Consider the following 22734-nt stretch of genomic DNA (forward strand, 5'->3'; position numbering starts at 1 on the left):
GGTCCGGTACGGTCACCGCGGGGCCCGCGCTCCGGGCTCCGCGCTGAGGGCCTGTCACTTCGGTCCCGACACCCGCAGCGGCCGGCCGACGAGGGGCAGCCCGGCGACGGCGTGGGTGAGCTGGTCCTTGAGCGCCACGTCCTTCCGCGAGACGCGGTCCCGCAGCAGCGCGGTGAGCCCCTCGTAGGTGAGCGCCCCGATCTCGCCGGGGACACGGGAACTCCTCGCCCAGCGCAGCGTTGTGAGTGTCTGCGCCGGTGACATCCCGTGGTGGCGCCGGCCGGGCTCGCCGAACCCGTAGCCCGGGGGCGTGAAGTCGGCGGAGCGCAGCACGCGCATCAGCTCGAGGCCGCTCTCACGCGGGTCGCGGTCACCCGTCCGTACGTCCCTGACGAGCCTCTCCGCCCGCGTGAACAGCTCCCGCAGCGGCGGGTAGTCGGGCATGCCGCCGGCCGGGGCGCAGCGCTCGAGTCCGGCCAGTTCCTCCGCGCGGTGGTTCTCCGCGTACTTCGACAAGGCCAGGCGCGCGTCGAGCAGCCCCAGCAGCTGACCGAGCGACCACACCTGGAACCAGCTGTCCCACAGCTCCCAGTCGGCGGTGGAGGTGAACGCCGCGGCCACCAGGCTGTCGTTGAAGTCCAGCAGGCTCTGTTCCAGCTCCTGCACGTCGCTGAACCGCTCGACCGCGAAGTCGTCGGCGCGCAGGGCGTCGAGCAGCCGCCAGCCCAGGGCGCCCACGGTCTGCAGGGACGCCGTCAGGCCGCAGGAGTGGAGCTCGTCGACGTAGCCCGCCGCGGCGCCCGTCACACACCAGCGGTAGCCCACGGTCTGCTTGGACGAGTACTGCTGCGTGCCGGTACGCGTCCACTCCCGGGCCGGCCGCGCGTCCCTGAACTGCGGCGCGAGGTCCGGGTACCGGGCGACGAACGACCGGAACTCCTCCTCCGGAGAGCACCCGGGCTCCGGGTGCACCTCCGGGTCCAGCACCAGCCCCACGCTGCACAGCGGGTTGGTGGCGCGGGGGTGGTTGTCGAAGGGGATGACCCACATCCAGCCACCCTCGAACAGGTGGTGCAGGGTGCCCTGGCTCCACGGCACCCGGGCGCGTTGGTCGCCGGCGGCCACCGTCTCCTCGTACGGCCGCACGCCGAGCATGTGGTTGTAGAGCGACCGCGACCGGTGGCGCAGCCGGGTGGGCTCCTCGCGCAGCTCGAGACGGTCGGCCAGCGGGGAGGCGGGGCCGCTGGTGTCCACCACGAACCGGGCCCGGAACACGGGGCCCTTCCCGTCACCGGTGGACAGCGTGACGCCGTCCTCGCCGACGGCGACATCGGTGATCCGCTGCTGCTGCCTGATGTCGGCTCCGTACGCGACGGCCGTGTTCACCAGCCAGGAGTCGGTGTCCTGGCGGAAGAAGTGGCTGCCGTCTTGGAACAGGCTGCCGGGCGAGAACTGCGCGCTCTCCACCGGGTTCTGCCGCATTCCCGGCCGGTGGTAGAGGTAGCCCGAAGTCCGGTTGAGGCCGCAGTGCGAGGAAACGCGTTCCTGGGTGCTCTCGAAATTGCTGAGCAGGCTGAGCTCCGGCACCCCGTACCGTTCGCTGAGAATTCGCAGCAGCACGGCAGCGTACGGCGTCACGGACTCCCCGGTGGAAAACCTGGGATGCGTACCGGAATCCAGGATCAGCACCTTCGCGCCATTGCGCGCCAGACAGCCGGCCAGCGCCGCACCCGTCAGCCCCGCGCCCAGGATGGCCACGTCGTACTGCGGAGTCTTGCCTGTCATTTTCGCCTCCATCGGTTACCTGAACTCGGGGCCGGCGCCGTGTGCGAGAACATTCAGCTCTTGGGCTCGGGCAGATACCCGTCCTGCACCATCCAGTCGAAGTAGAGGCGCAGCAGATCGTCATCCAGTGGTCGGCACGCTATTCCGGTGCCGTGCAGGGCTGCTTGGGTGTGGGTCGGGTCGTAGTCGATCGCCTCTTCACCACCGCCGGCGACGAACTCCTCGAGCAGGTCCATCAGCGGGTGCAGCACGTTCTCCTCTTCGGCGTAGCTGTCCCGGAGCGCCTGCCACCATTCCTCGATGGCGACGACGGTGAACTCGTATCCGTAGGCGGCCAGCGCCGCGCACAGCTCCTCGAACGGCAGCTTGGTGCTGTTGACGAGGTGATAGGTCTCCCCGAACTCGTGCGGCCGCAGGGAGCAGGCGACGAGCGCCTCACTGACGTAGTCCACAGGCGTCATCTCGACCTTCATGTCGAGCCGGGGCGCCTTGCCGAGCTGAAGACAGCCCTTGATGATCCGGGTCGTGAAATGCGTCGTGAGGCAGGCACCGGTCCGCGAGTCGCCGAGTACGCGCCCCGGCCGGTGGATGTCCACGGGTATGCCGCGTTCGCGTGCGAGCAGTACGAGCCGTTCGGCCGCCCATTTCGTCTGCACATAGCCGTTGACGAGCTTTCCCGCGCCGTCGATGTCGTCGTCCTCGCGGATCACGAGCCGGCCGTCCTCGGGCATGCCCCAGACGCCGTAGCTGGACACGTGGTGGACCGGCGTGAGCGGGCCGCGGCAGGCCAGCCGCAGTATTTCCTGAGTGCCCGTCAGGTTCGCCGCGCGCAACTGCTCGTAGGTGTGGTTGAAGTTCACCCACGCGCCCGCGTGGTAGACGGAGTCGACCTGGTGCGCGAGTTCGTCGAACCGCTCCGGCGTCAGCCCCAGCAGCGGCCGCCCCAGATCGCCGGGGACCACGCGTACGCGGTCGGCCTCATCCTCGGGCCACGGCAGATACTGCTCCATGTTGCCGCGCAGTCTGTCCAGCCCGTTCGCCTCGTCCGTGCACCGCACGAGGCAGTGCACGGTGGCGCGGGTGGTACGCAGCAGGTCCGCCAGCATGTACGTGCCCACGAAGCCGGTGGCTCCGGTGAGCAGTACGTGCTCCGGGTCCTGGTAGCCCTCGCCGTGCGGCCCTTCCGGGCGGATGCTCTCGTCGAGGTCCACGTCGAGCTTGATGTTGGCCGGGACGGCCATCGGCGTGGTCTCCTCCCCTTCCCCGGACTCGCCGTCCAGGAGGCGGCCCAGCAGCTGGGCCCAGTCGTTCAGCGTCGGGCGCTCGAAGAACTGCGCCGCGAACACCACCACGCCCAGGTCCCGCTTGCACGACTTGACGATGTCCATCACCAGCAGCGAATCCACCGCCAGGGACATCACGTCCTCGTCCGGTGTGATCTCCTGCTCGTCCATGCCCAGCGCCGCGGCGAGCAGGGTGCGCAGATACGCGGTGAGCCGGGAGTTCCGCTCCTCCTTCTCCAGCCCGCGCAGCTCCTCGTACACTCGCGCCGGCTCGGGCTCGGGCTCGGCAGCCTCCGCAGCCGGGCCCCGCCGGTTCCCGAGCAGGGCGGTCTCCCCGGCGGCGACCGGGAAGAGGAACGTCTTCCGCTGGAACGGGTACGTCGGCAGCGGCTGTACGGACGGCGCGGGCCGGCCGTCGAACCCCGTCCCGTCCACCCGTGCCCAGTCCACGGCGCAGCCGTGGGCGTACAACTGGCCGAGGCTGTCCAGGGTCTGGGCCGCCTCCCCGGTGCCGCGGCGCAGCGAGGCGAGCCAGTTCAGCTCGGGCTGCGGCAGGCTGTCCGAGCCCAGGCCCAGCAGTGTGCGCCCGGGGCCGACCTCCAGATACGCGGTGATCCCCAGCTCGTGCAGGCTGAGCATGCCGTCGTGGAACCGTACGGCCGCCCGCGCGTGGCGGGACCAGTAGCCGCCGTCCGCGAGCAGGGCGTCGTCGGCGAGCTCTCCCGTGACGTTGGAGACGAGGGGTACGCGCGGCGGCCGGCAGCGTACGTCCGCAGCCGCCTCGTCGAGGCCGGCGAGGACCGGGTCGAGCAGCGGTGAGTGGAAAGCGTGTGAGACGTTGAGCCGCTTGGCCTCGACACCGGCCGCCGCGAGCCGGGTGAGGATGTCCTCCACCACGCCGGAAGCACCGGACAGCACGGTGTTCCGGACGCCGTTGACCGCCGCGACGGAGACGTGTTCCGCGTGCCCCTCGAGGTACGCCCGCGCGCTCGCCTCGTCCAGCGGCACAGAGATCATCGTCCCCGGCTCGGACACGCTCTGCATGAGCTGCGAGCGCACCGCGATCAGCCGCAACGCGTCCTCCGGGTCCAGCACACCTGCGACGCAGGCGGCCACGTACTCGCCGACGCTGTGCCCCATGACGGCGGCGGGCCGCACGCCCCAGGACTGCCACAGCTCGGACAGCGCGAACTCGACGGCGAACAGGGCGGGCTGGGTGTAGGCCGTCTGGTGCAGCAGTTCCCCGTCGGCGCCGCCGGACGCGAACAGGACGTCGGTGAGGGGCCGTTCCAGGTGCGGCCGCAGCGACTCCGTACACCGGTCGAGCGCGTCACGGAAGACCGGCCTCGCGTCGTAGAGCTCGCGTCCCATTCCGGCGTACTGCGTGCCCTGACCGCTGAAGAGGAACGCGACCTTCGCCCGGTGCCGGGGCAGCGCCCGGTGCACGCGCGGGCCGCCGCCCGCCGCCACCTGCCCGAGCCGCTCGGCCAGTTCGGCACCGGTCGCCGCCACCACGGCGGTCCGGCTGGGCTGGCGGCTGCGGCGGGTGTTCGCGGTGTGCGCGACGGCGGTGAGGTCCGGCTCGCCGTCCCCTCCGGCCCGCTCGTCCAGGTGGTCCGACCAGCGCCGCGCCAGCGCGCGCAGCGCGGTCTCGCTGCGCGCCGTCAACGTCACCAGCTGGACAGGGCGTTCGGCGGTGCGGTCCACGCCGGACGGCCGCGCCGGCGCCTCCTCCAGCACCAGGTGGGCGTTGGTTCCGCTGGCTCCGAAGGAGCTGAGGCCGGCGGCGCGCGGCTCCTCGCCGGCGGGCCAGGGCGTACGGGCGGTGGGGACGCGCAGGGCGATCCGGTCCCAGTCGACGTTCGGATTCGGGTCGCGGAAGTGCAGGCTGGGCGGTATTTCCCCGGCGCGCAGCGCGAGGGCGGTCTTGACCAGGCCCGCGATGCCGGCCGCGGCCTCCAGATGACCGATGTTGGTCTTCACGGAGCCCACGTACAGGGGGTCGCCGGGCTCGCGATCCGTGCCGAGCACCGCGTCGAGCGCCCGCAGTTCGATGGGGTCACCGAGCGAGGTGCCGGTGCCGTGCGCCTCGATGTAGCCGATACGGGAGGGCTCCATGCGGGCGTCCCGCAGCGCCGCCCGTATGACCTCCTGCTGCGCCGTTCCGCTGGGCACCGTGATGCCGCTGGCACGGCCGTCGTGGTTGAGGGCGGAGCCGCGGATGACGGCCGTGATGTCGTCGCCGTCCGCGACGGCGTCCCGCAGCCGCTTGAGGACGACGATGCCACAGCCCTCGCCTCTGCCGTAGCCGTTGGCGGACGCGTCGAACGCCTTGCAGCGGCCGTCAGGTGCGACCGCGGACGCCTTGCTGACCAGCACGTAGCCGAAGGGCGAGAGGATGAGGTTCACGCCGCCCGCCAGCGCCAGGTCCGTCTCGCCCGCGCGCAGCGACCGGCACGCCTGGTGCACCGCCACCAGGGAGGAGGAGCAGGCGGTGTCGAGCATCTGGGCCGGGCCCCGCAGGCCGAAGGTGTACGAGATGCGGCCCGCGATGAAGCTGGCCTCGCCCATCAGCTGGTACGCGTCGACGGCCTCCCGCGCCCCGAACTGCTGGCGCATCCGCACGTAGTCGTTGGTGCTGGCGCCCAGGTACACGCCGGTGCTGCTGCCCTCCAGCGAGTCCGGCGGGATGCCCGCGCGTTCCAGTGCCTCCCACGCCACTTCGAGCGCCACCCGCTGCTGCGGATCCATCCCCAGTGCCTCGCCGGGCGGGATGCCGAAAAGCTGCGCGTCGAAGGAGTCCACATCCCCGACGAACCCGCCGTCGAGGACGTACGCCTTGCCCGGGGCCTCCGGATCGGGGTCGTAGTAGGGGGCCGCGTCCCAGCGCTCCGCCGGGAACGGCCCGACCGTGTCGATGCCGTCCCGCAGGACCCGCCACATCCCGTCCGGGGTCTCCGCACCGCCCGGGAAGCGGCAGCCGACTCCGATGAGCGCGATCGGCTCGTTCGCCGTGTCCTTGCGGCTCTCCAGCTCCGCACGCAGGCTGGAGATCGTCCCCAGCGCCTGTACGAGCTTGGTCCGGTAGTCGGGCGTCTCCTCGCTGGGTACCGGCGACGTCATGACGGGCTCCCGTCGATCAGGTTGTTGGCTGCGGTGATCTCTCGGTCCAGAAGTGCGAGGAGTTCGTCGTCCCCGGCGTCCGCGCCCGGAGCCGTGGCCGGGGCCGTGACCGCACCGCCTGCGTCAGTGCCTGCGCCTGCGTCTGCGTCGGCCAGGTCCAGCACCTCCGCGGCCAGATAGCGGGCCACGGCTTCACTGGTCGGCTGCTCGAAGGCGAGCGTGGCCGGCAGCTCGCAGCCGAACCGGCGTTCCAGCCGTACCTTCAGCTCGAGCGAGGTAACGGAGCTCATGCCGGTCTCGAAGAAGCCCTGCTGCGGCTCCAGGTCGTCCGGACCGTCCATGCCGAGTACGACCGACGCCTCCGTCAGCACGCACTCCAGCAGGAGGTGGCCGCGCGCGTCGGCGTCCAGCGAGCGTAGCCGCACGAGGAGTTGCTCGGCGTCGCCCTGTGCCGCGCCGTCCGCCGCGGCCATCCCGGCGAACAGCGGCCAGGGCCGCGCCTGCTGGTAGAGCGGCAGCAGCAGGCTCCAGTCCACCTGCGCGGCGGCCACCACCGGGTCGGCCCCGGCCGTGACGTGGTCCAGCAGCAGCAGTCCCGTCTCCGGAACGACCGGCTGCAGCCCGCTCCGTACGAGCAGGGCGCGGCTCTCCTCGCTCAACTCCCCCACCCCGTCCCACGGCGCCCAGGCGATGTGGGCCACCGGGAGGCCCAGGGCACGCCGGTGCTCGGCCAGCGCGCCGAGCAGGCCGTCGGCGGCCGCCTGCCGCGCCGCTCCGGCCGCGCCCCACTGGGCGGCGACGGAGGTGAAGATCAGGAAGTGGTCCAGCCGCACCCCCTGTTGGGCGCAGATGTCGTGCAGCAGCCAGCCGCCCAGGCCTCGGCCCGCCAGCAACGCGGCGGTCCGCTCGGGGTCCGGGGCCGGCGCGTCGGGCGGGTCCAGGTCCCAGTCGACGCCCAGCCAGACCACCCCGGCCACCGGAGTGCCGCGCTCCGCGGCATCCTTGACGGTCCGCGTCACGGCGCCCGAGACGGTGAGGGCCGGGCCGTCGAGGGCTCCGACCACCTCCACCCGTCCCGCGCCGCGTGCCGTCAGCCACTCGACGACCGTGCCGGCGAGTTCGCTGTCCGTGCCCGCCACCACGTAGGTACGGTCGGCGCGCAGCGCCACCGGCTCCAGGACCGGCGCCGGAGCGGCGCAGCGGGCGACACGGGCGGTGAGGCGGCGGTCGCCACGGCGCGCCACGTGGTCCTCGCCGTCGTCGGCGAGCAGTTCGTCCAGGATCGCGGCGGCGTCCTCGCCGGGCCCGGAGGAGTACGGATCCAGGTCCAGTACGCCGCCCCATGCGGCCGGCTGCTCCACTCCCGTCACTCCGGCCATGCGGTACACGGGCGCCCGCAGCGGCGCCGACGCCTCCTCCGGCCCCACGGTCGTCGCGGCCCGGGTGGCGTACCACACCCGGACCGGGCCGCCCGCGGCGGCCGTCGCGGCGGCGACTTCCGGTACGGAGGCGGTGACGGCGGCGGTGGCGGCCAGGTCGGCCTCCACGGGTGTTCCGTCCGGCAGGTCGAGCGCGGTCAGGTGGAGCACGCCCCTGCAGCCCTCCGCCCGGTGCAGCGCGGCGAGTTCCTCGGTGATCCGGTCGCGGGAGTGACCGTCGTCGGCCGTGAGCAGCCGTACGGTTCCGCCGCGCGCCCGCAGCTCCTCCGCGAGCGCCTCGGCCACGCCGCCGCGGTCGGCCAGCAGCAGCCAGCCCCCCGACGCGCCGTCGGCGCCGCCGCCCTGCCCGGCCCGGGACTCGCCGTCCCGCGCGGTCTCCGGCACGGCCTCCGGTACGGGCCGCGGGCTCTCCTGCCACATGATCCGGTAGAGGCTGTCGGCCACCTGCTGCCGCTCCTCCGCGCCGGGCACCCGCCCGGGGGCGGGCGTCAGAACCGTGCCCCGCAGTTCGGCGAGGAGCGTGCCGTCCGGTGCGGACAGCCAGACGTCCGCGCACAGGTCGCCGGGTGTGTCCGCGGCTCGGCGGGCGGTGATCCGTACCCGGTCGCCGGGCTCGCCGTACACCGTGACCGCCCCGATCCGCCCCGGCATCAGGGGCGTTGCGCCCTCTGCGGCACCCGTGGCGTCCGGGAGCAGCTCCGGCAGCCGCAGCGCGGCCTCCAGCAGGTCGGGACGCAGCCGCCAGCGCAGGCCCGGCGGGCCGCAGTCGACGTCCACCTCGACGGTGTCCGGCCCCCGGCGTACGGAGGCCGCACGGAGCGTCGGCGAGATCGCCGCCACCCACTCCTCGACGGCGGCGCCGGCCTCCTCGTGGCCGTGCGGGGCGGCGCCGTCCCCGCCGGGCCCGGCCGCCGCGGGCGGAGGGCCGTCGCCGCGCGGACGTGCGGAGACCGGCGTCGCCCGGCCGGAGCCGATCTCGCGGAACGGCGCGTCCGCCGCGCCGTCACGCGCGTGCACCTCGAATCCGAACGCGCCGCACGGCTCCGGCGCGAGGCTGAGCTGGGCGACGCCGCGCGTCTCCGGCGCCATGACGTGGGGGCGGGCGAACCGTACCTCCTGGAGCCCGTACGGGCGGCCCCCGTCGGAGACCGCGGCGAGCGCCATCTCCAGCCACGCCGCGGACGGCAGCCTCAGACCGCCGCAGGCCGGGTCACCGCCCCCTTCGGCGTTCGGTACGACGCCGAGCGCGCGAGCCAGTTCCGCGTCCAGGTCCGCCTCGACGACCCGCCGGGACGCGCCGCCCGCGGTGCGGAACTCGCGGGCGAGCAGGGGGTGACGGCCCGCCGGCCTCGCCTCCGCGGCGCCGTCCTCCTGGTCGACCCAGTACCGCTTGTGCTGCCACGCGTACCGGGGCGTTGCCGTGAGCCGCCCGCCGCCCGGGTGCCGCCGGTGCCAGTCGACGGGGAAGCCGGCGGCGTGCAGCGCCCCGAAGGCGGTCGTCACGGCGAGCACGGGGTCCGTGTCCCGGAGCAGGGAGGGCACCAGGACGCCGTCCGTGACACCGGCCGCCTCCAGCTCGTGCCCGATGGGGGTGAGCTGGAGGGGGTGCGGCGACAGTTCGACGAAGGTGTCGTGGCCCTCGGCGATGAGGGACCGTACGGCGGCGGCGAACCGTACGGGCTGCCGCAGGTTGCGCCCCCAGTACTCGGCGTCCGCCGGTACGTCGAGGACCGCACCGGTGACCGAGGAGTGGAACGGCAGCCGCGGCGCCGCCGGTACCAGCGGCGCCAGTTCCTCGACCAGCCGCCGGCGCAGCGGTTCGACGGCCGGGCTGTGCGCGGGGCCGCCCGCCGCCACCTCGCGGAAGAAGATGTTCCGCGCCTTCATCCGGCTCCCGAACTCCTCCAGCGCGGCCGAGTCGCCGGAAATCACCGTCGAGCGGTAGCTGTTGACGACGGAGACGTACAGCCGGTCCGCGAACTCCAGCAGTTCCGCTTCGGTCTGCTCGGCGTCCAGCCCGACAACGGCCATGCCGCCCTTGCCCTTGAGGTCCTCGAGCAGCCGGGTGCGCTGCAGCATCACGGCCGCCGCCTGCGGCAGATCCAGCGCGCCCGCGCAGAGCGCCGCCGAAACCTCGCCCATGCTGTGCCCGACCACGGCGGCGGGTTCGAGGCCCTGCGCGCGCCAGAGTTCCGTCAGGGCGTACTGGAGGGCGAACTGCAGGATCTGCTGGTCGAGTTCGTTCGCGGGCTCCTTCCCTTCGGCCAGCACGGCCGCCGCGGACCAGTCCAGGTGGGCGCTCAGCTCCGCGTCGCAGCGCTCGACCGCCTCGCGGAACACGGGTTCGGCCGTCACGAGCCGCCTGCCGACCCCGGGCCAGTAGGAGCCGTGCCCGGAGAAGACGAACACGGGCCCGCGCCGCCGGCCGCCGCTCGCGTGACCGCTTGCGAGGCCCGGCCCTTCCCGTCCCGCCACGAAGTCGTCGAGCCGCTCCACCAGTTGGTGACGGTCCCCGCCGGTCACCACGAGCCGGTGGTCGAGGTGGCTGCGGCGCAGCGCGGCGGTGTACGTGAGCCCTCCCAGGTCCAGGGGTGAGCCGTCGGGGCCGGGCCCGTTGAGCAGTTCGCGGTAGGCGCGGGCCTGGTCCTTCAGCGCGGCCCCGGTGGCGGCCGAGACGGGCAGCACGTACGCCTCTCCCACCGGCCCGGCGGTCCGCTCGTCCGCCGGTTCACCGGGCGCCGTTTCACCGGGCGCCGGCGGGCCTTCGGGCGCCTCGGCGAGCACCACGTGTGCGTTGGTGCCGCTGAAGCCGAAGGCACTCACCCCGGCGACCCTCCGGGTGCCGTCCGCCTTCCACTCCGTCGGCCGTACGGGCACCTCGAAGGGCAGCTCCGTCCACGGGATGTCAGGGCTCGGCTCGTCGAAGTGCAGGTGCGGCGGTACCTCACGGTGCCGCAGGGCCAGTACGGTCTTGATCATTCCGGCTATCCCGGAAGCGGCCTCCAGATGGCCGATGTTGGTCTTCACCGACCCCACCAGGCAGGAGGCGGCCTCGCCCCGCTCCGCCAGCACGCTGCCCAGCGCCTGGAGTTCGATCGGGTCGCCCAGGGGCGTGCCCGTGCCGTGCGCCTCCACGTAGCCGATGTCACCCGGCCCGACGCGGGAGTCGGCCAGGGCGGTGCGCAGCAGTTCCTCCTGCGCCGGGCCGTACGGAACGGTGAGGCCGCTGCTGGGCCCGTCCTGGTTGACCGCGGAGCCGAGCACCAGGGCCAGCACGTCGTCACCGTCGGCCACGGCACGCGACAGGGGCTTGAGCACGACCACGCCGCAGCCCTCGCCGCGGGTGTAGCCGTCGGCGGAGGCGTCGAACGTCTTGCACCGGCCGTCGGCCGCGAGCGCTCCCGAGGCGCTGGACGCGCGGTGGATGGTGTCCCTGAGGATGAGGTTGACGCCGCCGGCGAGGGCGATGTCGCTCTCGCCGGACCGCAGGCTGGCGACCGCCAGGTGCACTGCCACCAGCGACGAGGAGCAGGCGGTGTCCACGGCAAGGCTCGGGCCGTGCAGCCCCAGCAGGTAGGAGAAGCGGCCGGCGGCGGCCGTGAAGGAGTTGCCGGTGCCGTAGAAGGCGTCGACGTTGTCGGGGTGGCTGGTGACGATCTGCGCGTAGTCGGTGGAGTTCATGCCGAGGAACACCCCGGTACGGGTTCCCGCCAGCGCGGACGGCGGCTGGCCGGCGTGCTCCAGCGCCTCCCAGGCGACCTCCAGGAAGAGCCGCTGCTGCGGGTCGGTGACCTTCGCCTCGCGCGGCGAGAGCCGGAAGAACGGCGCGTCGAAGCGGTCCACGTCCTCGATGAACCCGCCGTGCCACACCGCGTTGCCGGGGAACCGCTCCGCGGGCGCCGGACCGATGGCGTCCACACCGTCGCGCAGCAACTGCCAGTAGCTGCCGGGTCCGTGTACGCCGCCGGGGAACCGGCAGCCCACGCCGACCACCGCTATGGGCTCGAAGCCCGCACGGTCCGTGCCGCCGCGCGCGGGCTGTCCGGCGGCCTCTACGGGCGGGTCCGCCGACGGCTGAGCCGGCTGCTCCGCGGTGTCCGGCGCGGGCACGGCCGGCAGACACCTTTCGAGGTGCGCGGCGAGTTGGTCCACCGTGGGGTGGTCGAACGCCACTGTCTTGGCCAGCTTGATCCCGAAGGCCCGCTCCAGGGTCTTCGCCAGTTCCACGGCCCCGAGGCTGTCCATGCCGAGTTCGGCGAAGCCCTGGCCGCGCTTCACCGCGCTCCCGCCGGCGAAGCCCAGCACGCGTGCGACGGCGTCGGCCGTACGGGAGGCCAACTCCGCGCGGCCGGGTGCGGGTGCGGGTGCGGGTGCAGGGGCCGCGGTCGCCGGACCGCAGTCACCGGGGCTGCCGTTACCGGCGCTGCCGTTCGGTGAACTGCCGTTACCGGCACTGCCGTTCGGTGAGCCGCCGTTCGCCTGGCCGATCCCTGTGCCCTGACCGGCGTACGCGGCCGTCGCTGCGGCCCCGTTGCTCCCGTCGGCGACGGCCGGCACCCCGTCCGCCGCCCTGGACAGCCGCAGCCCGGCGGCCTGGGCGACGAGCCGTCCCGACTCGTCGAAGAAGCGCAGCTCCCCGGTCACCCCGCCGGCGTCGACTATGCCGTCGAGTCCGGCGGGCCTCTCCCCCGGCCCGGCCGTCTCGAACCAGAGCCTCTCGCCCTGCCACGGATAGCGGGGCAGGGCCTTGCTGACGCCCTTCGGTGCCGGGCAGACGGCGTCCCAGCGCACGTCGAACCCGTGCGCGTAGAGGACGCCCAGCGACGAGCGGGTCGTCTGGGCGTCGTCCGCTCCGCGGCGCAGCGACGGCACGACGACTCCGGCCAGTTCCGCCTCCTCCAGCTGCTGGGTCAGCGGCAGGGCCAGCACCGGATGCGGCCCGATCTCCACGAACGTGCGGTGCCCGGCCTCCAGCAGCTGTCCGACGGCGTCGGAGAACCGGACCGGCTCCGTCACGTTCCGCGCCCAGTGCTCCGCGTCCGTGACCGCCACCGGGCCCGGCGCGCGCGCCCCTGACCGGCCCGGCGTGGTGGTGAACAGCGGCACTTCGGGGGTGCGGGGACGTATGCCGGCGAGGCACGCGGCGAGTTCGGCGCCGTACGGTGCCATCTGCGGGCTGTGGAACGCGTACTCGCCGGGCACCGTGGTGCAGTTGACGCCACGCTCGCGCAGTCCCGTGACGAACTCCTCCACGGCGTCCGGGTCACCGGACACGACGGTCGAGCGGGGACCGTTGACGGCGCCCACGCACAGTGCCTGCCCGTACGGCGCCACCAGCGCGGACACCTCGTCCTCGGGCAGCGCCACCGAGGCCATCAGCCCGCGGCCCGCCGCCGCCTGGAGCAGCCGGCCGCGCCGCACGATGATCCGTACCGCGTCCTCGGGCGTGAGCGCCCCGGCGACGCGGGCCGCCGCGATCTCGCCCATGCTGTGCCCGACCACGGCCGACGGCTCGATGCCCCACGACCGCCACAGTGCGGCGAGCGCGACCTGGACCGCGTAGACGACGGGCTGGGCGCGTTCGGTCTCGGCCAGCCTCGAGTCGTCCTCGGACGCCTCCAGTTCGGCGAGGACGGACCAGCCCGCCTCCGCGCGGACGAGCTCGTCGCACTCCTCCAGCGCCGCCCGGAAGACGGGCTCGTCCTCGTACAGCACCCGGCCCATGCCCGGCCATTGGCCGCCCTGGCCCGAGAAGACGAAGCACACGGACCGCCGGGAGCCGTCCGCGGCTCCCTCGTCGTCGCCCGCCAGGCCGCCGTCCTCCAGAGCGCCGTCGAGCGCGTCGGCGAGTTCGACGGCGGTGGTGCCCGTCACCGCGAACCGCGCCCCGTCGTGGTGCGTACGCCGGGCCGCCGCGGTGGCGGCGTACAGCGGCAGGTCCGCCTCCGGGTCACCGTCCAGTGCGCGCAGCCGGTCGCGGTGAGCGCGTACGAGCTCGCGCAGGGCACTGCCGGTCCGGGCGGACACCGGCAGCAGCAGCTGCCGGGGCGGGCAGGCGCCCTCCCCGGCCGCGACGGGCTCGGGGTCCGGCGAGGACTCCACGATCACGTGGGCGTTCGAGCCGCTGAGGCCGAACGCGCTCACGCCCGCGACGCGCGCGCGGTCGGCGGCTCCGGGCCAGGGCAGCAGGCCCGTGGCGGGCGCCGGGCGGATGCCGGCACCGTCCCAGTCGATGTTCGCGTTGGGCTCGGTGAGATGCAGGTGCGGGGGGACCAGTCCGTACCGTACGACCAGGGCCGCCTTGAGCAGTCCGGTCAGCCCCGCGGCCGCGTCGGTGTGACCGAGATTGGTCTTCACCGAGCCGACGACGAGCGGCGCACCGGCCGGGCGGCCCTTGCCCAGCACCTCCCCGAGCGCGTAGACCTCGATCGGGTCGCCCAGGGGCGTGCCCGTGCCGTGGGCCTCCACGTAGCCCACCTCGTGCGGGGCGGTCCCCGCCTGCTCCAGGGCCTCGCGCAGCAGGCTCTGCTGCGCGAGCGCGTTGGGCACGGTCAGGCCGGCGCTGTGCCCGTCGTGGTTGACGGCGGAGCCGCGGATCACGGCGAGCACGTCGTCGCCGTCGGCGAGCGCGTCGCCGAGCCGCTTGAGCACGAGGACGGCGCACCCGTCGCTGCGGACGATGCCGTCGGCGGACGCGTCGAAGACCTTGCACCGGCCGTCCCGTGACATCGCGTCGGCCTTGCACATGAACACGGTCAGCTCGGGCGACAGCAGCAGGTTGACCCCGCCGACGAGCGAGACGTCCGACTCACCGGTCAGCAGCGACTGCCGGGCCAGGTGGACGGCGACGAGCGAGGAGGAGCAGGCCGTGTTCAGGGAGAGGCTCGGGCCGTGCGCTCCCAGCAGGTACGACAGCCGCCCGGATACGAAGCTGGTCTCCTTGCCGGTCGCGTACCAGGGGTCGATCAAGCCGATGCCCGCGTCCCGGGCGTGCCGCAGGAAGTAGTCCACGCCGAGGCCGCCGGTGAACACGGACGTACGGCTGCCGGCCAGCGTGCCGGGCACGATGCCGGCGTCGGCGAGCGCCTCCCAGGCGACCTCGAGCAGCAGCCGCTGCTGGGGGTCCATCTGCCGCGCCTCGCGGGGCGCGATGCCGAAGAACTCCGCGTCGAACCGCTCGATGTCGGGAAGGAAGCCGCCCCACCGCGTGTACATGGCGCCCGGCGCGTCCGGGTCCGCGTCGTAGTAACGGTCCAGGTCCCAGCGGCTCCTGGGCACCTCGGAAATCACGTCGGTGCCATCGCGGAGCAACTGCCAGAATCCGTCAACGCCTTCACCACCGCCGGGGTAACGGCATCCCGCGCCAACGATGGCGACGGCCTCTCCGTCACTGGAGACCATTATTCCTCCTTGTCGACCGACGACGGTGTGCGCTTCGACCGGTAATTCGCGCAGCATGACGCTTGTACACAGTGTGTGAGCAGGCACTCGAAGCGCCCTTGAAGGCGAGTGGAGACGGCGGATACGGATAGTGCGCGGCACTGACTGGGGCCAACCGGTCCGCTATGGTCCGGCACATGAATACTCCACCGCACGTTCCGCAGGCGGAACACGGGGCCGCGGAAATTCCGGACCCCTCCGAAATGTATGACGTGGCCATTCTCGGCAGTCATCTGGAAACAGGCCTGCTGGCCGCGGCACTCGCCCGGCAGGGCGTACGGGTGCTGCTCGCAGGTGCTTCGGAAGATTCCTCCGCACCCGCCGGTGAAACCACCGTCCCGTATACCGCGGAGGTGTTCAATCTGCTCGCGCGGCGGTTCGATGTGCCCGAGGCGGCGGCGTTCGGACTGTTTCCGCATCTGCCCGACCGGATACGCGCCGGCAGCGGACTCAACAAGAGCCTCGGGTATCTCTACCACCGTCCGGGAAAACCCCAGCACCCAGACGAGTGCGTGCAGTTCGTCGTGCCCGGAGAGCACGGCGAGTGGCACCCGTACCGGCCCGATGTGGACCGTTACGCCCGCGAACTTGCGCGGAAGTACGGCGCGCTGACGACACCGGACACCACCGAGGTCGAGGACGCCTGGACCGAAGACGACCACACCGCGCGGGTACGGGTGACGGGCGGCACGACGTACCGCGCCCGCTTCCTCGTGGACGCGGTGGGCGCCGGTTCACCGCTGGCCCGCCGCAACGGCGGGGACGACATGACGCCCCGGCTGAAGCACACCTCGCGCGTATACGCCGCGGTCATGCGGGATGTGACGCCGTTCGAGGAGCTGGTGGCCATGCGGCGCTACCGGCACATGGCGCCGTGGTCGCAGGGCACCGTAAACCACCTGTTCGACGGTGGCTGGCTGCAACTGGCCGCCTTCGGAAACCACGAGGAGAGCGGCAACCCCCTCACGAGCGTCACGCTCAGCCTCGCCCCCGACGCCTTCCCGGACCTGCCGGATGACCCGGACAAGGTGTTCGCGGAGGTGATCCGGAACTACCCGGACATCGAGCGGCAGTTCCAGGATGCCACCCCGGTGCGCCCGTGGACGGCGGCAGGGCAGTGGCAGCGCACGGCCGGCCGCACATACGGTACGGGCTGGTTCCTGCTGGGGCGCTCCGCGGTACGCAACGACATGTTTCTCGCGCGTGACATCACGATGGGCATGGAATCCGTGTGCGCGCTGGCCGCCGCCTTGGTGGCAGCGGTACGCGAGGACGACTTCAGCCCGGAGAGGTTCGCCCGTATCGCGGAGTTCCAGCAGGAACTGTCGCGCTGGAATGACGCTTTGCTGCACGCGGCGCGTACCGCGTGCACTGATTTCCGGCTGTGGAATGCGTACTGCCGGATCTGGCTGGTGTGGCAGCAGATCGCGCATCTCGCGCTGCGCCGGGCAAGGGCGGAGGGCGAGGCGTCCGAAGGGCGCGACTGGTCGGCTGTGGAGAAATACGAGCTGGGCGGGATGTGGTTCGATGCGCCGTCCGGGCTCCGCGACATCATCAGCGACTCGTTGCGGATCATCGATTCCGTACGGACCGGTCGTGTCACGCCCGCGACCGCCGCGGACCAGATATTCGGCAAGCTGCGCGAGGCGCCGTTCATTCCGCCGCTGAAGATTCTCAAGTCGGCCCGCACGCGGGTGTATCTCTATTCGTGGCCGCAGCGCATCCGCATGTTGTTCTGGCTCAAATTCCAGGCGTCGGACGACTTCCGCAGGCTGCTCACGCGGGAGAACGTGATGACCACGAAGCCGCCGGCCGCGGACGGGGAGGAGTAGTCGCGGGGCCGGGGACAGGCGCGTGGCCGGCTCCGCGCCGGCCACCGCTCGTCCCGTCCGCTACAGCTCGCCGGCCTCGGCGAGCGCCGCCAGCCTTCGCCGGTCGAGCTTGCCGTTCTGCGTCCGGGGAAGATCGTCCCGCACCGACAGCCTGTCCACGATCATGTATGTCGGCAGCCGCTCGGCGCAGCGCCGCTTGACCGCGAGCAGCGACGGCCGTGCCCCCTCCGCGGGAATCACCACCGCGTGCAGCCGGGCGGCGAGTCCGGAACCGGTCACGACGACGGCGGCCTCGAAGACCGAGTCGAGCGTCATGAGGGCCGTCTCGACCTCGCCCAGCTCGACGCGGTGGCCCCGTATCTTGACCATCTGGTCGCGGCGCCCCACGTAGTGCAGGTCGCCGTCCTCGTCGCGCCGGGCGAGATCCCCGGTGTGGTACGGCCCTTGCTGCGGCTCCCGGCCCCAGTAGCCGAGCATCACGGTCGGCCCCGTCACCACCACCTCGCCCTCGTCGCCGGCGCTCCCGTCGGTGTGCCGGAGCGTGACGGTGTCGCCCGAGCAGGCGCGGCCGACAGGCAGCGGAGTGTCCCGTTCCAGGTCGGCGTCCGTGACTTCGTACGAGGTGCAGACATTGGTCTCCGTCGGCCCGTACCAGTTCAGCAGCCGTACGCCCGGCCAGGCGCGGCGGAGTTCCTTGACATGCTGGAGCGCGAAGGGCTCGCCGGCGAACAGGCAGGCGCGCAGCGGTTCCGGTGCCGCGTCGAGCAGCCCGCCGTCGCGGAGCATGAGGCTCAGCGCCGACGGCACCGAGTACCAGACGGTGATGCAGCGTTCCCGCAGGAACTCCACCAGCTGCACGGGGGCGTAGGCCAGTTCCTGCGGCACGAGGTGCAGCGAGGCGCCCGTCATGAAGGCGGCGTAGAGGTCGAAGACCGACAGGTCGAAGTTGAAGGGCGCGTGGTTGGACAGCCGGTCGGCCGGACCGATCGCCAGCTCGGCGACGGCCCATTCGACGAACGCGAGGGCGTTGCGATGGCTGATGCACACGCCCTTCGGCGCCCCGGTCGAGCCGGAGGTGTAGAGGATGTACGCCGGCTCGTCCGGTGCGCTCCGGTGCGGCTCCGGCGGGGCGGAGTCCGCCGCTCCGTCCCACAGTCCGCCGAAGCTCACCAGACGCTTCGTCCACTCGGCGTCGTCAGCGTCGTACGCCTGCTTGACCGCTTCCTCATCGGCCACCACCAGGGCGGGGCCGGCGTTCTCGACGACGAGGGAGAGCCGCGCGAGGGGGTTCGAGCCGGTGACCGGGACGTACACGCCGCCGACCCGGAGCACGGCCTGCATCACGGCGACCGCGGCCACGCTCTTGTGGCTCCAGATCAGCACCCGGTCGCCGGGCCGTACGCCTCTGTCCCGCAGCGCCGCCGCGTACCGGTCGGCCATGCGGTCGAGCTTCCGGTAGGTGACGGGGCCTTCCGGTCCGTGGACGGCGATGGCGCCGGGGTGTTCACGCGCCGTTTCCATGAGCAGCTGATGCAGCCTCACAACCCGAGCTCCCTTGCGACGAGTTCCCGCTGAATTTCCGAGGTTCCGGAGAACAGCACGGACGGAACGGCGTCCCGCAGCGCCGCCTCGATCCCCTCCGCGCTCTGGTAACCGCGCCCGCCGAAGATCCGTACGGCGTCCAGGGCGCTCTGCAGGACGCCCTCGGAGACCGCGAGCTTCGACAGTGACACCGACAGCGCCGAGGGCAGCCCTCTGTCGATCTCCCAGCAGGCGCGGTACAGCAGCAGCCGGGCGCTCTCGGTGCGCAGCTTCATCTCCGCGATCCGGTGCGAGACGGCCTGGAATCCGGACAGCCGGCGGCCGGACTGGCGCCGGCCGCGCACGTGCGCGACGCACTTCTCGATCAGCCGGTCGGCAAGGCCGAGATACCCGGCGAAGAGACACGTGCGCTCCCAGTCCATCGAGTGCTGGAAGATCGTGCCGCCCTGCCCCTCCTCGCCCAGCACCCGGTCGTCCGGGACGAAGCAGTCGTCGAACCGGACCGTGCCCGCCGGGCACTGCGACAGGCCCATCTTCCCGAACGGCTCTCCCACACTGAGTCCCGCGGCCGAACGGTCCACGACGAAGCCGGTGTTCGCGAACGGCCCGGCCTTGGCGTCCGTACAGGCGTAGGTGACGAACACGTCGGCCGCGGGCCCGTTGCTGACGAAGGTCTTCTCGCCGTTCAGCCGCCAGCCGCCCGGCACCCGCTGCGCGGTGGTCGTGAGCCGCGAGACGTCGGAGCCCGCTTCGGCCTCCGTCATCGCGTTGCCCGCCACGAGCTGCCCGGCGCACATGCCGGGCAGTACGTGCCTCCGCGTGTCCTCCGTGCCGAAGTGCGCGATGGGCATGGCGCAGGCGAAGAGATGGGCGCTGGCGCCGAACACCAGCCCCGTCTCCGCGCATCCGTAGCCGAGCGCCTCCGTCAGCCGGGCGGTGTCCAGCGCGCCCAGCCCGCGGCCGCCGTACGGGACGGGCACGGACAGCCCGAGCAGGCCGCGTTCGCCCAGCTGCTGCCACCGCTTCCGGTCGTAGTGGCCGGTGGCGGGCGCCTCGTCAGGCGGAAACACCTCGCGTACGGAGGCCAGCGTCTCGGCGTAACGGGACCGCTGCTCACTCGTCCAGTCGAACTCCACGCTTCCTCATCTCGTTTCGTCGGTAACGGGGCGAGTCACGCCCGCGGGGCGGCGGGCACGGCGTCTGCGTGGCCGTCACCGGCGGCCACGAGCCCGGTCTCTTCCGCACCGGCGGGGCCTCCTGCTTCCGCGGGCGCCCCGCGCCGCAGCAGAAGGCTCAGCAGCGGCGCGGTCATCACGGTGGTGCAGAGCGCCATGACGACCATGACGGTGAAGAGTTCGCTGCTGAGGAGGCCGAGGCCGAGTCCCGCGTTCAGGATCACCAGCTGGGTCAGCCCTCGGGTGTTCATGAGCACGCCGAGGGTCGTGGCCTGGTGCCAGCCCATTCCCGTCATACGCGCGGAGAGCAGCACACCGCCGAACTTGCCGGCGCAGGCCACGACGACGACGAGCAGCGCGTACGCCGCCCCGGTGGCGCTCAGCGCCGTGAGGTCCAGAGACAGCCCGGTCACCACGAACAGGAGCGGCAGCAGCAGCCTGCTGATCCGCTCCAGCGGCTCCCTGGCGGCGGTCCGCAGGACCGCGGGTTCCGTGTGCCGGGGCATGATGAGGCCGAACAGGAAGGCGCCGAGGATGACGTGCAGGCCCAGCTTCCCGGTGACGTGAGCGGACCCGAGCGCTCCGGCCGCCACGATCATGGCCGCGTACGGGGCGCCGTGCCGCGCGAAGCGGGCCAGCCGCTCGAGCACGGGCCGTACGACCACGAGCATCACCGCGACGTAGACCGCGCCCCAGCCCATGGTGCCGAGGAACGAGCCGATGCCGGACGCCTGCGCCCAGGCCACGACGACGGCCAGCAGACTCCACGCCAGGATGTCGTCGAGAGCGGCCAGCGCCAGTGCGAGCGCGCCGGTCCTGGTGTGCTGCAGGCCCCGCTCGGTGATGATGCGGCCCAGCACGGGGAACGCCGCGATGGCCAGCGCCGTACCGAGGAACAGCGCGAACACCCCGAATCCGGGGCCCTCCCGGCCGCCGGCGATATCGGAGTGGAAGTACAGCAGCCAGGCCAGGAGCACGCCGAGGGCCATGGGGAACAGCCAGGCACCGAACCAAACGGTGCCGAGGGTACGGCGATCACCGCGAAGCTCCGCATAGTCGAAGTCCCACCCGAGGATGAACATGAAGAGAAGCAGTCCGATCTGTGCCACCAATTCGAGATGGGACCGGACTTCACCGGGGAAGAGACGTGCGGGCAGGTCGCCCGGGAAGAGACCGAGAAGGCTCGGGCCGAGGCAGATTCCGGCCATGATTTCGCCGATGACCGCGGGCTGGCGCAGACGGCGCGCGAGAGCGGTGAACAGGACGGCGAGGGCCAGGACCAACGCGATTCCGCCGAGAGCCGTGATGGTAATCCACTCCGCATGCTCAACGTTCTTCATCCAGGATCTCCACGAATCTTCCGGAGCAGAGGCTCATGCGTCGTGGACGAGCATTGAGAACGGAGCTTGAGTCGCGGTCAAGCAACGCTGTATACGGTGTCCGGACAGCGTTCCGCCCGGTCGCCCGCCGTACACGCGCGGACGGCGCTGACCGGCAGACGTGGCCCGCGGTGCACCGCGGGCGGGATCGCCGGACAGGGTTCGCCGGCGTCGTTAATCTGTTGGGCGAGGGGTAATTTCCAAGCAGGCATGTGATTTTCAGTGAGGAGCTTGCCCGCCATGACAGGCAGTCCGTGGAATCCGCGCCACGAACGCCCCGACGTCAGCCGTAAGCAAGTCCAGCCCTCTACGCCCAGCACGGACCCGTACTTCCACGCCCCCGGCACCACGAGACTCCTCCGGCAACGCAGAGCCCTGGCCCCCAACCTGTCCCGTGGCATCACCAAGACGGTCATCGGCCTTGTCGGCCTGACCACCGTGCTGCGCGTGGGATCCGAAAGTCACCGACCGTGGGCGGAGGCCGCCTGCGTCGCCCTCGTGCTGGGCGTCTTCGCGCTGCAGGCCCTCCAGTGCTCGGCGGGCCTGCAGCACACGGACAGCCGCAGGCAGCTCTGGCTGCTGGGGGCCCAGGGAACGGTCGCGCTCGTTCCGCTGGTCTGGTTCGGTCCGGAATGGATCAGCATGGTGGGGCCGTTCGCGGGCTCCACACTGCTGGTACTGCCGGCCTCGCTCGCCTGGCCGCTCTACTGCGTCGTCATGACGAGCATGCTGGGTTTCTCCCTCTTCTGCGGCCTCCCGCTGGTGCTCGCCGGATCCCAGACGCTCGCCTGTGCGCTCACCGCGCTCGTCGTATTCGGGCTCACCCGACTCACCGATCTCACCTACGAGTTGCTCGCGGCCCAGTCCCTCACCCACCTTTCGGTCCACCAGGAACGCTTGCGCTTCGCCCGCGATCTGCATGATCTGCTCGGCTACAGCATTTCGGCGATCACGCTCAAGGGCGAACTGAGCAGCAGACTCATCACCTGCGATCCCGAGCGGGCCCGCGCGGAGATCCTTTCCCTGATGGAGATCTCCCGGCAGGCTCTCGCGGACATGCGGCAGGTTTCCCGCAACTACCGGCAGATGTCACTCGCGAACGAGGCGTCCTCGGCCTCCGCCATACTGGCCGCCGCCGACATCGATCTCGATATCGACATCTCCACGTGCAGCCCTCTCTCATCCGCCATGGACACGCTGCTGGCGACCACGCTGCGCGAAGGGGTGACCAACGTTCTGCGGCACAGCAACGCGCGAATGTGTGCGGTGAGAGTGGCGCACGAGGCCGAGGGCGTTCGGCTCACCATGGTCAACGACGGGGCGTACGGGACGAACCGCACCCCCGCCCCGCGGTCCGAGGGCTGCGGGATAGAGAACCTGCGTGCCCGGTTCCGCGCGGTCGGGGGCAAGGTCAGCACCGAGATGCACGACGAGCGCTTCACCCTCGTCGCCGAGGCGCCGCTGCAGCAGCCCGACAGGCAGCCTGTGCCGCAACGGCCGGGTGAGTCCCAGGCCATGTGAGTGCCCAGGCCATGTGAGTCGGCATCCGGAAGCCACCCGGCCTGCACAGGCCATCGACACTTCCGTCACATCTGGCTCCATGAAATGGCAGCACAGCGGACAAAAACGGCAAATCGCTGTTGCGCTCGGGCGACTTCTCACGGGAGCCTGCCGTAGAGTCATCGGTCCCGAGGAGACTCGACCGAGGGCAGCGGCACTCCCCACCCCCGCAAACA

At 72.1% G+C, this 22734-nt stretch carries 8 protein-coding genes; 2 read left to right on the forward strand and 6 right to left on the reverse strand.

Features of this window, described 5'->3' with window-relative positions; all coding sequences use genetic code 11:
* Nucleotides 1-54 precede the first annotated feature (54 nt).
* From DVA86_RS18110 to DVA86_RS18120, 3 genes are read right to left on the reverse strand one after another with little or no spacing between them, the layout of a single operon-like run.
* Nucleotides 55-1785, reverse strand: coding sequence for an NAD(P)/FAD-dependent oxidoreductase (locus DVA86_RS18110; RefSeq protein WP_245996743.1), 1731 nt, complete (start codon nt 1783-1785; stop codon nt 55-57).
* 53 nt (nt 1786-1838) lie between these two features.
* Nucleotides 1839-6191, reverse strand: a complete 4353-nt coding sequence (locus tag DVA86_RS18115) for a type I polyketide synthase (protein ID WP_208879663.1) — start codon at nt 6189-6191, stop codon at nt 1839-1841.
* Entirely contained in the window at nt 6188-15031 is an 8844-nt protein-coding gene (locus tag DVA86_RS18120) for a type I polyketide synthase (RefSeq protein ID WP_208879664.1), read from the reverse strand. The genes DVA86_RS18115 and DVA86_RS18120 overlap by 4 nt, the downstream gene beginning before the upstream one ends.
* Nucleotides 15032-15273: 242 nt before the next feature.
* Here DVA86_RS18120 and DVA86_RS18125 point away from each other — a divergent pair, with 242 nt between their 5' ends.
* Nucleotides 15274-16902, forward strand: coding sequence for an NAD(P)/FAD-dependent oxidoreductase (locus DVA86_RS18125; protein ID WP_245996744.1), 1629 nt, complete (start codon nt 15274-15276; stop codon nt 16900-16902).
* A 60-nt stretch (nt 16903-16962) separates the two neighbouring features.
* Here the strand turns inward: DVA86_RS18125 and DVA86_RS18130 are convergent, their stop codons facing one another.
* Genes DVA86_RS18130 through DVA86_RS18140 form a run of 3 tightly spaced genes read right to left on the reverse strand, consistent with a single transcriptional unit; the run spans nt 16963 to nt 20959 of the window.
* Nucleotides 16963-18423, reverse strand: a complete 1461-nt coding sequence (locus DVA86_RS18130) for an amino acid adenylation domain-containing protein (protein WP_208884846.1) — start codon at nt 18421-18423, stop codon at nt 16963-16965.
* A gap of 17 nt (nt 18424-18440) precedes the next feature.
* Nucleotides 18441-19580, reverse strand: coding sequence for an acyl-CoA dehydrogenase family protein (locus DVA86_RS18135; RefSeq protein ID WP_208879667.1), 1140 nt, complete (start codon nt 19578-19580; stop codon nt 18441-18443).
* 35 nt (nt 19581-19615) lie between these two features.
* Nucleotides 19616-20959: a cation:proton antiporter gene (locus DVA86_RS18140; protein WP_208879668.1), complete on the reverse strand. Its 1344-nt coding sequence runs from the start codon at nt 20957-20959 to the stop codon at nt 19616-19618.
* Between the two features lie 279 nt (nt 20960-21238).
* Between DVA86_RS18140 and DVA86_RS18145 the strand changes: the two genes are divergently transcribed.
* Nucleotides 21239-22519 carry a sensor histidine kinase gene (locus DVA86_RS18145; protein ID WP_208879670.1) on the forward strand — a complete coding sequence of 427 codons (1281 nt, stop codon included), beginning with the start codon at nt 21239-21241 and terminating at the stop codon, nt 22517-22519.
* Nucleotides 22520-22734 lie beyond the last annotated feature (215 nt).

Origin of the sequence: Streptomyces armeniacus (assembly GCF_003355155.1) — a bacterium.
Classification (GTDB): domain Bacteria; phylum Actinomycetota; class Actinomycetes; order Streptomycetales; family Streptomycetaceae; genus Streptomyces; species Streptomyces armeniacus.